This window comes from Pseudomonas sp. LY-1 (genome assembly GCF_053502595.1).
Genome location: NZ_CP094353.1, coordinates 4,687,037 through 4,700,018 on the forward strand (window position 1 = coordinate 4,687,037; position 12,982 = coordinate 4,700,018).

General features: G+C 55.0%; 11 protein-coding genes and 1 pseudogene. 2 read left to right on the forward strand and 10 right to left on the reverse strand.

Features of this window, described 5'->3' with window-relative positions; genetic code table 11:
* Positions 1–16 precede the first annotated feature (16 nt).
* A pseudogene (locus tag MOQ67_RS21380) lies at positions 17–496 on the forward strand (recombination directionality factor); the annotation flags it as partial.
* Here the strand turns inward: MOQ67_RS21380 and brxC are convergent.
* The 6 genes from brxC to MOQ67_RS21410 form a co-directional block, all read right to left on the reverse strand.
* Positions 483–3,869 (reverse strand): BREX system P-loop protein BrxC, encoded by a 3,387-nt coding sequence (gene brxC / locus MOQ67_RS21385; RefSeq protein WP_448675556.1) that lies wholly within the window; start codon positions 3,867–3,869, stop codon positions 483–485. The pseudogene MOQ67_RS21380 and the gene brxC overlap by 14 nt on opposite strands.
* An 11-nt stretch (positions 3,870–3,880) precedes the next feature.
* Positions 3,881–4,537: a DUF1788 domain-containing protein gene (locus MOQ67_RS21390; RefSeq protein WP_169885067.1), complete on the reverse strand. Its 657-nt coding sequence runs from the start codon at positions 4,535–4,537 to the stop codon at positions 3,881–3,883.
* A complete protein-coding gene (locus tag MOQ67_RS21395; protein ID WP_448675557.1) occupies positions 4,534–5,145 on the reverse strand; it encodes a DUF1819 family protein in 612 nt (203 codons plus the stop codon). The genes MOQ67_RS21390 and MOQ67_RS21395 overlap by 4 nt, the downstream gene beginning before the upstream one ends.
* Positions 5,138–5,341 carry a helix-turn-helix domain-containing protein gene (locus MOQ67_RS21400; protein WP_010463602.1) on the reverse strand — a complete coding sequence of 68 codons (204 nt, stop codon included), beginning with the start codon at positions 5,339–5,341 and terminating at the stop codon, positions 5,138–5,140. Before MOQ67_RS21400 ends, MOQ67_RS21395 begins: the two co-directional genes overlap by 8 nt.
* A gap of 207 nt (positions 5,342–5,548) precedes the next feature.
* Positions 5,549–6,601 carry an ADP-ribosylglycohydrolase family protein gene (locus MOQ67_RS21405; protein ID WP_448675558.1) on the reverse strand — a complete coding sequence of 351 codons (1,053 nt, stop codon included), beginning with the start codon at positions 6,599–6,601 and terminating at the stop codon, positions 5,549–5,551.
* 11 nt (positions 6,602–6,612) lie between these two features.
* Entirely contained in the window at positions 6,613–6,870 is a 258-nt protein-coding gene (locus tag MOQ67_RS21410; protein WP_169885060.1) for a hypothetical protein, read from the reverse strand.
* Between the two features lie 119 nt (positions 6,871–6,989).
* Here MOQ67_RS21410 and MOQ67_RS21415 point away from each other — a divergent pair, with 119 nt between their 5' ends.
* Positions 6,990–7,862, forward strand: a complete 873-nt coding sequence (locus tag MOQ67_RS21415) for a WYL domain-containing protein (protein ID WP_170037966.1) — start codon at positions 6,990–6,992, stop codon at positions 7,860–7,862.
* A gap of 155 nt (positions 7,863–8,017) precedes the next feature.
* On the opposite strand, the gene MOQ67_RS21420 is transcribed toward MOQ67_RS21415, so the two are convergent.
* The 4 genes from MOQ67_RS21420 to MOQ67_RS21435 are packed head-to-tail and all read right to left on the reverse strand — an operon-like array spanning position 8,018 to position 12,830.
* Positions 8,018–9,646 carry a GTPase gene (locus MOQ67_RS21420; RefSeq protein WP_177031784.1) on the reverse strand — a complete coding sequence of 543 codons (1,629 nt, stop codon included), beginning with the start codon at positions 9,644–9,646 and terminating at the stop codon, positions 8,018–8,020.
* Positions 9,633–11,492: a hypothetical protein gene (locus MOQ67_RS21425; protein WP_282405270.1), complete on the reverse strand. Its 1,860-nt coding sequence runs from the start codon at positions 11,490–11,492 to the stop codon at positions 9,633–9,635. The genes MOQ67_RS21420 and MOQ67_RS21425 overlap by 14 nt, the downstream gene beginning before the upstream one ends.
* Before the next feature lie 6 nt (positions 11,493–11,498).
* The gene (locus MOQ67_RS21430) at positions 11,499–11,951 is read right to left on the reverse strand and encodes a hypothetical protein (protein WP_170037964.1); all 453 of its coding nucleotides are present in this window, start codon (positions 11,949–11,951) and stop codon (positions 11,499–11,501) included.
* 12 nt (positions 11,952–11,963) lie between these two features.
* Positions 11,964–12,830 (reverse strand): GTPase, encoded by an 867-nt coding sequence (locus tag MOQ67_RS21435; protein WP_169864276.1) that lies wholly within the window; start codon positions 12,828–12,830, stop codon positions 11,964–11,966.
* Between the last annotated feature and the right edge of the window lie 152 nt (positions 12,831–12,982).

Sequence of the window (12,982 nt, forward strand, 5' to 3'; positions counted from 1 at the left end):
ATTAAGGAGAACCGCCATGCTCAAAGGTTTAGCCATTACCCCTCCGGTACTCGGGCGCATTTCCATCGGCAAGGTCGTCGAGAAAAACGGCAAGCGTCTACCGGAAAAGGACGATCAATTCACCCTTACCTCCCAAGTACAGAGCCGCGACGGCTGGCTGCTGCATCCACTCAATGAGGAGCTGCGCAATGGCCAGGACGGCAAGCTACGCAGTATTCCGATCCGGCTGCTGTTCAACGAGCCTGACCTGAACTTTCGGGCGGACTACAGCCTATTTGACCGTAACAGCGGCCGGCCGCTGTGTGTAGGCAACGGCGAGACTTGCAAGCGTTTGACCAAGGACGGCATCCAGTCGTTGCCCTGTCCTTCACCGGATGGCTGTTCACTGGCTCAAGGCAATGCCTGCAAGCCTTACGGCCGGCTGAACGTGGTAATTGGCGATGACGATCCGCTGGGCAGTTTCGTCTTCCGTACCACTGGGTTCAACAGCATACGTAATCGATGTCCTGATTTCCCGCTGGTGGCGGAGAAAAGGGTGGGATTGGATCTGGTACCGGTTGCGGACGAGCCAGTCGCTCTAATTTGAGCAGTAACTGTGCGTATTGGTTGTCCTCGAAGGCACGCAACTGATCGCGGATCATGGCGATACGCTTCTGCCCTTGCATTGACTGCTGAGCTTCAACAAACGGCACAGCGAGCTGAGCCTGCTGCTCAGGCTTAAGACTGCCGTACTCGTTGCTCCCCTGCAGACGCTGCTCCAACTCGGCAAGCCGGCTGACTGCGGTAGCCTTCTCGCTGGTTAGCTGGTTAGCAATGGCTTGCTGCAGGGCCTCCAGTTGCGGTTTGGCCTGCTGCAGGCGGTTGCCTTGCCAAGGTTTATTCTCGGTGAGTAATGCCTTGATGGCTTCAACCTCCCCCGTGGCAACATAGGCGAAATTGTCTTCCTGCTCCTGCACCAGTTGGCGAGCCTGATCGTAAATAGCTTTTTGCGGACTACCCATGAAGCGACGTAGCGGCTCAATGATCTGCTCTTTGGTGTCGAGCATGGCATCGGAGGCGCGGGACAGTTCGGTAAGGAACCAGCTGGCGTTTTTGCCGGCGATTTCCTTGAGAGTAGCCATCACGCCATCCAGCACGCAGAGGAAGCCATACAAGGCTTTTTGCCCATGCAGGTCGGCTAAATCAATCTCCAGTTCTTTGATGGCGTCGATGGTTTCACGTGCCAGAGCGCGGGCTTCGTTGCAGCTGGCGGGACGGTCGAAAAAGTCGGCAAAGAACTCTTTGAGATGGCGAACCTGGGAGGCGCTGAACTCGATTTGCGGCTCCAGCACCAAGGTGGTGTGAGCGTTGGTGTTGCGCAAGCTGCGCTCTAGGTTGTCGCCTTCCAGCAGGTTGCTGTCTTGCCGCACCTCCGCTTTGCCGCGTGCGCAAAGCAGCGCGAGGTTGCAGAGGATGGCCGCGTAGTACCAACCGTAGTTCTTGCGCTCGAAGCGCTCCAATAGGGTTTTGACCGTGGTGCGCACACCGCTGCGAGCATTGCTCTGGATATAGGCCAGTAGTTCCTGCTCGGGCTCGGTCAGGCTAGTAGCGTCGTTGCCGAGTAGACCGTCCTGGGCCTGGCGCAAGTATTTGCCGATGTCATTCTCGTTGAACGGCACATCGCGCAGCATGCGCAGGTTCGGATAAGTAGTTTCAATCAGCTGGTAGAAGCCTTTGAGAATACGGGCCTGACCGTCACTGCTGGTGGCCTCCACGTCGGCGGCGTTAATTATCAAGTGCGCTTTGCCGAGCAGCTCCTTGGCACGATCCTGCAGCTCGGCCAGACGTTCGTTGTTCTGGAAACCCTTGGCGTCGATGATGCGTTTGACCGCTTCCTGCTGGGTGCTGCTGTTCTGTCGGATGTATTTCTCAGTGCGCTTGTGCAGGGTGAGATCCTGCATGAACCGGGCATCAGCCGGCAGCACCACGCGCAGCTCATCACGTCCCATGCTCTGCATACGCTGCACCGTGAGGTTATCGAAGTTGTCACTAAGCGGAGTGACAATGTGGATGGCCAACTCAAACTCACGACTGAGCGAACGGTCGTCCATTTTGCGCGTATAGGCGTAGTCCTGGCCGTTTTCATAGCGGACCTTGCGCTGCTTGACCACACCATCAAACAGCAGGGTTTCCAGCTCCTTGATGACATCGGCAGTTTCGATCTCTGTGTTTTTGATCTCTTCTTCGATGTCCTTCTCTTCGTCGGTCAGGTACTCGTAGAGCTCGCCATTGCGTTGGATGTAGGTTTGCTGCTCCAGCAAGTTGAGTGCCGCTTCCAGCTTCTTGCGTTGGGCTGGAATGTCTTCGCCAAAACGCTCTAGCATCAGTACATTGAGATTGCGCAGAGTGGCCTTGAACTCCTTGACGTACTTGACCAAGAACAATGCTTTGAGCACGCGCACCGCGTATGGGTCGCCAAGGTGCCGCTCGGCATTGTTGATAGCGCTTTGAATAGCGCTTTTCAGCGCGCCGCGAATGCCTTCGAACATCCGATCGAAGGTGGCCAGCTGGCCCACTGGCTCGCTGTCGATAGCCATGGCCACTTCGCGGAATACACCGAGCATGGAGCGTTCGCCCACCGAGTTGGCCTTGCCCTCAAAGCCGTTGTGCATGGATATGCCACGAATGGCCGACTGGAAAAGCGGGAACTGGTAGGGCACGAAGGGGTAGCAGTAGGTGAAGTGCTCCAGATCGCGGAAGTTCTGGTAGTGCTGTCCACCGTCGGCAAAGTCGAACAGAGTTTTGAAGTTGTTGAGCTGCTGGTTGTAGACGGTTTTCAGCAGCTCGGCACCGGAATCGTTCTTGGTCAGCAAGCGTTTCTGGATCACCTCGGCCACGTCGGCGCTGGTGAGCTTGAGACGGTTGGCAAAGCGCGCCTGGATCTTGGTGAAGTCGTTGCTTTGTTGCTTGCTCATGTCGCCCATCACGGAGTCCATATCCTCCTGTGCGGTGACAAATACCCATGCCCGGCCCTGGCACTTGGTGGCCAAACTTTCAGCCACGGTTTGCAGGTTGGTCATGAGCTTGGTGTTGTCGGCAATGTACTGACCGACCTCATCGACAAAGAAATTCAGGCGGAAGTTGGGCGGCTGTTTGTCCAGCCACTCCTTGACCTGATTGCCGAAGTCTTCAATGGAAACGCTGTGTTGAGCGCGGTATTTATCGAGGATGCCCTTGGCCAGCGCCAGGTCTTCGTCGGTGATCTGGGCGTAGGCCTTGGCGATGTTGCCTGTCTCCAGCAGCGCCTGCTCGCGACCACGCTCCCAGGGCTTATTGGCGATGCTCTGGTAGGCTTCCTTGAACGGTTGGAACAGTTCGCGACTGTCCAGGTCGCGTTCAAACTGGGCAATGTAGCCCTGCTTGCCGTAATAACCACACATCTCGTTGAAGACTTTGACGAACACAGAAAGCAAGGCGTCGACCTGGGTCTTGCTGATGATGTCGGCCTTCTGGTCGATGTTGAACAGGATGCTTTTCGAGGGGATGGCGACAGCTTTCTTGAGCTGGGCGCGCAACAGCTCGTCGTCATCCTTGATCTTGGGTAGGAAGATGTCCAATGCAGTACTGCCGTCGACCTGGCGATTTTCCAGCAGCAGGGCGAGCATTTTCAGCAGGTGCGACTTACCCGAGCCGAAGAAGCCGGAGACCCAGACGCCATTGGCATGGTGGTAGTCGGTATAGGCATCGAGGAAGTGCTCCAGACGCTTGGCGACTTCGTCAGTCAGGACGTATTCACTGAGCTCGTTGAACAAGCTAGCTTCGTCGTCGGCCTTGATGACGCCCTCAATCGGGCGACTGACTGGGCTCTTGAAAATTCCGTTGAGTTTCATCGACTGCTTCCTTACACCTGAGACTCGAAAATATTGAATGCACGGTAGTACTTGTCATCGTGCAGCAGACCGAACAGCTCCAGTGACGCGCCTTGTTCCAGCGAATGCCGATACTCACCGGGGAAGAACATCACCGTGGGTTTGTCCTTGGCCGTGCTTTGCAGATTGTTGAGTACATTGTGCGAGCGAATATAGGGGAACACTTCACCGATGCCGGAGAGGAAAAGCACGTCGTAATCCGCCTGAGCAATACGTTCGCCAATAGCCGGGACCAGGTGTTCCTTGATATCCAATACACCCTGCAAAAGTTCCAGCAGACCTTCTTTTTCCACATCGGGCTCAACCGCCCGGATCTGCTCCCACAAGCTGACACCTTCGTCACTGCCCTCACGAGCCTTTAGCAAGTCGATGGTCAGGTCGTACAGGCTGACTTCCAATACCTTTACACCACGCCCCTGCAAACAATCGATACGCAGACCGGCCAACGTGTTGACCAGTTGCCGCTGCATGCGTTGTATCTCAAAGGCTTCAGCCGCCTTGAATTCGCAGATGTAGAACGGCAGATCATTATTCAGCCCTTTCATTTCCAGAAAGCGTTGACCGCTCATGACGTTCAATAGGTGTTCAAAGCGGGCTGCCAGCGGCTGCTGACTGATTTTTTGGCTCATTGCAGCCACCTTTTAAGTTCATGGTCAGTTGCCGGGAATATCAGCAATTGCTCGTTATCGTGGCGAACCAGTAAATGGGCCAGCGCTGGAGTTATCAACACTGGCTGAATCTGGTGCTGGGCGCTGATCAAGTCGGCATCCCGCAACATGCGGAACAGGTTTTGTCGCAATTTGCTATGCGTGGACGCAGCCAGTTCATCCAGCTCGGCATGCCACAAAGCTTTGGCATTGCAGAAGGCATCGTAATCGCTTGTCGTGAGTTGGCGGCGCATAAGCAGGTAATGCTCGCGCAGAACTTCGCGAGCGAAGTCGCGGATGAACGCATAGCGCCGGCAAGTTGCAGCCCACAGAAGGTAGCCTTGCTCCCGCAGGCTGCCATCCACCAAAAACTCCAGCTCCTCTGGATCCAAAAGCTCCAGACGCGCGATCAACTCCTTACTGATACGTGTCGCAGCAGCCGCTGTACGAACTTGCAACAGGTTCTCACCACGCACCTGCTTCCGTGTTTGCTTCCAATCACGCAGCGTTAGATAGCGCTCCACAACCAGCGGTGCTTCCTGCAAAAACAGGCCACCCGTGGTGAAAGAAAGACGATAACGCTCAGCCATCACTTCGCGCCTGCTGCGATTCGTCACTGGCTCCGCCAGCTTTGACCCAGGTATCCACCTCAACCTTCTGGAACTTCCACAACCGACCGACCTTGTGGGCTGGCATGCTGCGTTTGGCAATCCATGCATAAACGGTGTCCTTGCTGACGCCGAGGTGTTCGGCAATTTCATCAACACTGTGCCAACGATCAGTCATAGCTAAATCTGCCGATAAAAAAACGTGCTGATATTAGCCGTTTTTGTCGGTTTTAATAAGGTTAAAGCTGTTTCTCAGGATTAATGCCTGACAAATGCCTGCGCCACTTCAAAATGGCTTCAAAGGGCAGCCTAGCGAGTTTGCTTTGGTAAGCCTACGCTGCGAATAGCTCAGTGGCGAAATGAAAATGCGTCGCCATCAGTTCCCTCACCCGCCGGGATACATCTGCTCGATCAGCTGATCGAACTCTCCGCCATACCCACAGTAATCACGCGGAACGTGCTCAATATCCTCGGCAATCTGCGCAATCACTTCGCGCAGTTCCAATTGTCCATACCACCGAGCAGGAATCGCCGCAGCGCCATACTGAACACCAAGTATGTGTCCAGTGATCAGTCCGGAACCGTCGCTGTTGCCACCGTGATTCACCGCTGTTATGACGCCATCCTCGAACGAGCTCGCCGTCAGGGCACACCAGAGGCCAATTGCCAGCGCTTCTTCAGCGACCCAACCGCCACCGAGTTCGCCGATGCGTTGCGGGGTGGGCTTGTAGCCTTCATAGAAGAAAAACAGCACACGCTCGATAAGGCTGCGAGCTTCTTCCATGCCGGGCTTTTGCCCATATTTGGCCAGGCTTTCGCTAACTGCATGTTCGAGACTGTCCTCCCTGTCGACCATCCGCTGGAGGATGTCAGCGAACAGCCCTGCCGTCAGGTAGCCTGTAGGGTGCCCGTGAGTAAGGCGGCCTGACTGGGCAGCGTAGTCAAAGGCGTTAGCAAAGAATGCACAGGGAGCAACGCGCATCAAGGCGCCGCAGCCCTTGCTGTTGTTCTCGGCGACAGCACCAAGCCGCTGGGTGGCCTTGAGGGCCGTGAGACATGTGGTGCCAGGGGCGCGACGAGACCAGAGTTCTCGCTGTTCGATCAACCACCCGTCCCTGCTGACTAGTATCGCAGGAGGGTAATTCTGGGTCATCAGCCAGCGCAGCAACGCATGGTGGATAATGCTGGGAACATGGCAAATCCCTCGTGAACTACTTCTCACATAAGCCCGCAGCAAACCTTCGGCCGTGAATAGCATCATCTGCGTGTTGTCGGTGATGACACCGGAGATACCGAAAGTAGGGGCAAAATCAACGATACCCTGCGAACCGAATTTAGCTTCGATTGCAGGCCATTCGAGGAACTCCACCGTGGCGCCCAACGCATCGCCGACTGCACCGCCCAGTAGGCAACCTTTGATCCGTTCAAGTCTGTTCATATCCTTCGCCCTTATCCCTCTGCTGGGATCAATTCCTGCAAAATCACCAGCTTTCTTTGCAGCTGCTCGATGTGCGCTTTCTCAGCGCGCAGCGCCGAGCGCAGCTCCCAGTTTTCCATATCCAAAATCCGTGCCCAGCGCGTGCCCTTTTGACAGCCAAGAGCCATTTTCCAGAGCTCCCGCAACCTCAGGCACTGCAGCACAAGCGTCAGCAGGATTGCTCCCATCATCACCAATGCACCTGTCGAAACAGCATCCGACATTGTCATGTCCACATCCTTTAGTGAGTTCGATTGAGCTCGAAGACAGATCAAGGATATGTAGTGTTTTACGACAGGTATAGAATGTAGACTTATACAGGTAAAGTATTCACGCATATGGAGCTGTCATGAAACGCAATCAAGACATCAAGCAGGTTCGTTGGGATTTGGCACTTCGTTATCGCTTGATCGAGACCGTCGCCTGGTGGGAAGGCCGGCTGACCACGGTGCATCTGATCCAGAGCTTCGGGATCAGTCGTCAGCAGGCGTCTAAAGACATCAACACTTACATCACCGAACATGCGCCTAAAAACCTTACATATGACAAGCAGCTGAAGGGCTATGTCCCCAGCAAACAGTTCAAACCACTGTTCATCGACGACAGCGCCAGCGCTTATCTGCACCTGCTGAACCAGACCCATTCCCGTGCGCCGCATGTGGAAGGGTTGGCCTTGGCGTATGCCCACACCATGGTGCTGGAGGTGCCTGACCGGACAATTCGACCTGAAGTGTTGCGCCCATTGCTTAAGGCATGCCGCGACAGCGAGGTTATTGAAGTCGAGTACGTTTCACTCGCTAACCCGGTTCCAGAAACTCGCTTGATTGCACCACACACACTGATTTACACCGGTATGCGTTGGCATGTGCGGGCGTATTGCGAGAAGAATCGTGAATACCGAGATTTTGTGCTGAGTCGCCTGCGCGGCAAACCTGAGTACGAACGCAAGACCGAGAACCTCATCGACGAGGATGAAGACTGGAACACCAAGGTAGCCGTGATCATAGAACCCGACTCAAGGCTCAAACCAGAACAGAAGGCAATCATCGAAGCCGATTTCGGCATGGAGGATGGCGTGCTGATCATTCCGACACGCCGCGCCTTGGTCAAGTATGTGTTGCAGCGTTTTCAAATCGATCCGAAAAAGCTCGACCCCAAAGCGGCGGCGCAGCAGATCGTGGTGAGGAATCTGGATGAGTTGAAGCCTTGGCTTTATGAGTGACTCAACCCGGCATTTTAATTCGTGACGCACTGCATCACGAATTAATTGAACCTCCGAGAGGGAAGAATAATAGGCGTGACTCTGGGCTCTCTGGAAGCATTCGCCCCGTCCTATGTCCGGAGCGAATGTTGAGATGAGATGCGTTAAGGACCAGATCAGTCTTGCGGGCGCAGTTCAATCAGTGCCTGTTCGAACAGAATTCTATCGTTCTCTGCGGCCTTGTCTTGTTGCACCAGAGCCTGGCTTTGCGCGTCGATCCACTCATCCATAGGTTTGAACACCTGCTCAACCACCAGAGTGATTTGGAACTGATAAGCCTGACGCAAATCGTGGACAAACGAACTGGCAGAGTCGTCAATGGCTTTGGTACGACGAGCTTGCGCTGCCTTCTCCGCATTTTCTGTTCGAATAGCCTGGTAGATGTCGTACAACGCCACGCCAACCTGTACCAGAGGCCCCGCCCAGCGACCAGCTGTACTAGCCCAGCGTCCCATGGTCTTGGGGCCAATACCTTTGAACAGTTTGGGCAGAAACTCTTTTCCTAGCTCCAGCGCCGCTTTCACTCCCTGTTCAGTCATGTCCTTGACATTACCCATGGGGACTTTCTTCAAGGCATCCTTAATGGCTGGTGACAAGATGCTTTCATTAGCATCCTCCGGCGCATCCAGATCCGCATTCAGCATGGCGTCAGCGTGTCTTAGGGTGGTTTCAGCCAATTTCTCACCGATTTCACCTAGGCTCTGCTGAGTCTTTGGCAGCTCGTACTCCAACGTGCGCATCAGCTTGTCACCCAGAGACTGGACAACGTCTGCCGCCCCCTCCTCCATGGCTTGATTGGTGTCACCCCTGATTTGCCCTTCCGCTACGGAAGTAATCAGACTGACAATAGCCTGCTTTGCGCTACGACAATCGCGATCAAGGTGGTCGTTCAGGCATGCTGTCAGACGGCTGCGCTCGTTTTCAATCTGCTTTTTGGCGTTTGTCAGCGCTTCAGCCTGACGGTCATTGCCGGCCTGCAGCAAACGCAAATTGGCTTGTTCGATCGCAACCACCAAGTCTTTGCGGCAAGCCGCGAAGATTGTCCCGGTGTCGCTCTGCTCCAGGAATTCGCCCAGAGCCTCTTCCAGTTCAAGAATGCCGCTGGCGCTTACCAGCGGCGCCTTGTTCTCGAGTCGTCCTTTGAGGGCGCTTCTGGCATTGACCCATTGCACCGGGACCTTGTCCAGAATGTTTTCAATACCGCGCTCATTCGCCGCACGCTGCAGATGAATGCGCAAGCGATCGGTGATGCCGACATAATCGCGATCGCCGACCGTAATGCCTGCCTTGTTGTTGACGATAAGCATTACCCGGCGCTCTGAGGCGACGATATCGACCAACCGCTCCCAGGTTTTCGCTTCGTCGGTGGCACCGCCTGCAGCGACCACGAACAACACCACTTCGCTATTGTGCAGTTGGTTCTCAGCCACCTCTTCATGCTCAATCGGTGCGTCGATGCCAGGTGTGTCGAGCAGCGTGTAATTGCCCCAGCGGTACTCGGTTACCGCGGCCGTTTCCGGTCGATCCGCCATCTTGGCATCTGCCCGCCCCATCAAGGCATTGAGCAGGGTACTTTTGCCAGCATTGTAGTTACCGTAGACCATGATTCGAGGGTGTAACTGCTCAGCCTTGGTCTGCAACCGGGCTCCCAGCTCATCACGTTGTTGTTCGGACAGCCAGCGGCCCAGCGGGGTGCTGACCCGTTCATAGGTGTGGATAACCCGTGCGAAGTCAGGCAATGCCATGGGACAGCTCCTTTTCGATTTCCTGAATTTGAGTAAGCGTGTGCTGGCGCATGTCTTTTAATGCGCTGTGGAAGTTTTTCAACCAGTCGGCAATGTCGATAAAGCACAATTGGTCCAGTTGCTCATACAGGACATTCAGCCGGTTCTCGGCAAGCTCAAGCAACTGTTCGCGGGTCCCCAGTGAAACTTCGTCGCGGTTGTCGCCCACAGCCACTTCGATTTCTTCACTGGTATTGAAGTATTCTCCCGCCGCGCCCCCAGCCTTGTTTCCCGCCCAGGCTCCAAGTGCGCCACCGATCAGGCCACCGATGACCGTCCCCACACCTGGCATGATCAAAGTGCCTAGAGCTGCCCCACCTTCAGCGCCCCCCCAGGCACCGAAACCTGCCCCGCCCGCCCTGCCGAATGACTCATTGCGGCGGGAGTCGAATTTGATTTTTTCAACGCGCTCTGAAAACTGGGGGGCCTCTCGGGCGACAGGTCCAACCGCTTGGTCGTGAATTTCAATGTTTTCGAATTTCTGGCCAATCGAATCACACAGTTCGCTGGCGTAATACTGGAAAGCATGATCGAGCAACTTACGGCAGGCTTCAGAGAAAGCCTGGTCGTTCATCGCATATTGATCGGCATACTTTTCGATCTGACCCGGTAATTCTTTTCTGAGCTGGCTCAGAATATGATCGACGCTCAGTTTCAGGTCCTTACGCGCGGCGTTCAGCCCTGTTCTGATATCAACTAGCTCTTTTTCCAGCTGATCCGTCGATTCGGCCAGCTTGAGGCAGAACGCCTGCAGATTCTTCAAGGGTGTCTGGCGCTTGAGGGCGAGCCCACTGGAACGGGCTATGTTGCCAATATCTGCGGCGAAGTCGGCCAGCCCACTGTCCTGCCAGCGTTGCGCCTGCTCCTGGGGGCCACCTTCCTCAGCATAACGCACCGAAATCGAGTGAATATTGATTTGATTCAGGAGCGATTGTGCTGATGGGTCGATTTTGGCCAGCTCCGACCCGACGTAACCAATCTGGTCATCACGATCGGATCGCGCCTTCATTACCCGTTGGTTAACCAAGTTACCCAAGTCATCAACATCCTCCTCAATCACATCACTGCCAGTGATAAGCACCATGAGATTTTTCTTTTTCTGGAGCAACCCGACGACCTCATTCATATCGGAGTGCCGGCCAGGACTGCTGGAGTTGCTCAGGAATACGATCAGGTCGGCACACGCGACATAGTCGTCGGCCAACTGGCCGTTGACGCTGTTGACCGAGTGAACCCCAGGGGAATCGACCCAGGTCATACCCGGCAACCTGAAACCCTGGATTGAGCTGGTCGCTTCCACCACGTCGACGCCAAAGCATCGCTGCTTGCTCATCAACTCTGCCGACATGGTTTCCGCAGTCCCGGTACTTTCGCGCCAGAAAAACTCGGGGCGAGGGGAAGCGCTGTCGATCAAGGCCGCGTCCGGAGCAGAGTTCCCGTAGGCGAGATAATTCCCCAGGGAGGATTTTCCAGCTTTGACCTTGCCGTAGACAAAGATCAGTAGCGAGTCATCGAAATCCTTGCGAAACGAAGTATTGCGCTCATAGTTTTCGACGTTCCTGATCCAGGCATCAAGCTGACTGTCGAGCCCCTGCTGACAGCGCTCAGCCATGTCCTGCAACGGGTGACGCTGCTCAAGCGGGCTTTCACGCCAAGGCGAAGTCTTGCGTGCGTCATTAAGCTTCCTCAGCTGAGCCTTGAGGACACTTTCCCGGCGATCGATCTGGCGTTTGACCTGATCGAACTCACCGGCAATCCCGGCGAAGACATTTAACAAATCATTTCGGTTGGCGTGGCGGTCGGTCATCGTGACTTATCCCAGCAATTCTTCTTTCAGGCGCTGAAGGCCCGTGATTTCTTTCTGAAGTGCGTGCGCCTGGACAGCTTGCTTCACCCAGATCGGGCTGAAGGCTGCACCGGGGGCAATTGTATCCAAGTGCTTCAACATAGCTTTTGGTTTGTTCGGCACCTTTTTGATTACAAAGGCACTAAGGCTGTCAAAACTGACGTGCAGCGCGCCCTGGTTAGTTCGATCGAGTACCGCAGGGTGCGTCGCAAATAAATCTTTCAGTTGGCCATCAACGTCGGCAACCAGTTGAGCCTTACGTTTCTCGAGGTTTGCCTGTTTGCGACGAGCAATGGCCTGTGCCTCGGCCTCACGGGTCTGAATGCGTGCCCTGCGTTCGGCCGCTTCTTTTTCTTCATCGTCGGAGCTGGCGACGGCAGCAACCACAGCGCCGATTAAGGGTACCAATAACCACCACATAGCAATGTTCTCTCAATCGGATTCAAGGGTTTCGCAGCGGCTGATGCGTTCTCGGGTCGTGCTGACCAACTGGTTCACACTCTGACTAAGCACCAGAAACGCCTGTGATTGTTTGGCTTCGACGGCAGCCAGTGTGCGTTCCCGCTTGGCGATGGCCTTATCGACAATGGCCTCCAACTTACTCAGACGCTGCTTATCTCGCGCACGGCGCACGGCATGCAACTCGCTTTCGGCGCGCTCGACAAGTGTCTTCAAATGGTGGTGCAGCACGTTGATACCGCTATGTTCGATAAGGGCGGGCTTTTGCTCCAACACGCCTTTGCGGTATGTCGTGAACGAGGCAGGGATCAACGTGCGAGGTGCCTTGAACAACGCCGAGAGGATGGCACTGATTGCGTCCAGGCGATCCTGCCTTTGCTCCGACGCACTTTCGGCATGGGTCAGAACGACCAGTAAGCTGTCTTCGATATCAGGACGCCGATGTTTCAACTCATTAAGGAAGTTGATTTCTACGGTTTCCAGAGTGCCCGTGCCCAGGTTGTGGGCGAACAGGATAATGTCGGCCGTCGCCAAGCCACGCCAGGCGTGCTGGTCATCCTCGTTATTGGCGTCAATACCCGGAGTGTCTACGTAAGTAATCCCTCCATGGGTTAAGGTTTGCACCGTCTTAGTCGAGCGCACTGCTTTGGTTTCGAAGAATTCGTTTTCAAGATGGCCGGTCAATGCATTGAGCAGTGCGCTCTTGCCAGCGTTCATCAGGCCACAGACCGCTATACGCAAAGTCCGGTCGACGGTCTTTCCCTCTTGACGCTCCTGATACAAACGCGCGAATTCAGCTGACTCGCGATTGAGCTGAATCAGCCAATTTTCAGCTGGCATGAAATGTCCTTATTGCAGTGTCGGAAGCGCTGGCGCATCCGGGATCAAACACAAGTTGCCCCCAAGTCATAACGTTCAGCGCGCACCCTAGCGCCTGAACACCTGCAACCCGGATCATCCTCCACGCGATATCACTTTGCCATGCCTTAGTA

Excerpts from the sequence above, each read along its gene's own strand:
- brxC (WP_448675556.1), bottom strand. The coding sequence starts at position 3,869 with ATGAAACTCAACGGAATTTTCAAGAGCCCAGTCAGTCGCCCGATTGAG.
- MOQ67_RS21390 (WP_169885067.1), bottom strand. The coding sequence starts at position 4,537 with ATGAGCCAAAAAATCAGTCAGCAGCCGCTGGCAGCCCGCTTTGAACAC.
- MOQ67_RS21395 (WP_448675557.1), bottom strand. The coding sequence starts at position 5,145 with ATGGCTGAGCGTTATCGTCTTTCTTTCACCACGGGTGGCCTGTTTTTG.
- MOQ67_RS21400 (WP_010463602.1), bottom strand. The coding sequence starts at position 5,341 with ATGACTGATCGTTGGCACAGTGTTGATGAAATTGCCGAACACCTCGGC.
- MOQ67_RS21405 (WP_448675558.1), bottom strand. The coding sequence starts at position 6,601 with ATGAACAGACTTGAACGGATCAAAGGTTGCCTACTGGGCGGTGCAGTC.
- MOQ67_RS21410 (WP_169885060.1), bottom strand. The coding sequence starts at position 6,870 with ATGACAATGTCGGATGCTGTTTCGACAGGTGCATTGGTGATGATGGGA.
- MOQ67_RS21415 (WP_170037966.1), top strand. The coding sequence starts at position 6,990 with ATGAAACGCAATCAAGACATCAAGCAGGTTCGTTGGGATTTGGCACTT.
- MOQ67_RS21420 (WP_177031784.1), bottom strand. The coding sequence starts at position 9,646 with ATGGCATTGCCTGACTTCGCACGGGTTATCCACACCTATGAACGGGTC.
- MOQ67_RS21425 (WP_282405270.1), bottom strand. The coding sequence starts at position 11,492 with ATGACCGACCGCCACGCCAACCGAAATGATTTGTTAAATGTCTTCGCC.
- MOQ67_RS21430 (WP_170037964.1), bottom strand. The coding sequence starts at position 11,951 with ATGTGGTGGTTATTGGTACCCTTAATCGGCGCTGTGGTTGCTGCCGTC.
- MOQ67_RS21435 (WP_169864276.1), bottom strand. The coding sequence starts at position 12,830 with ATGCCAGCTGAAAATTGGCTGATTCAGCTCAATCGCGAGTCAGCTGAA.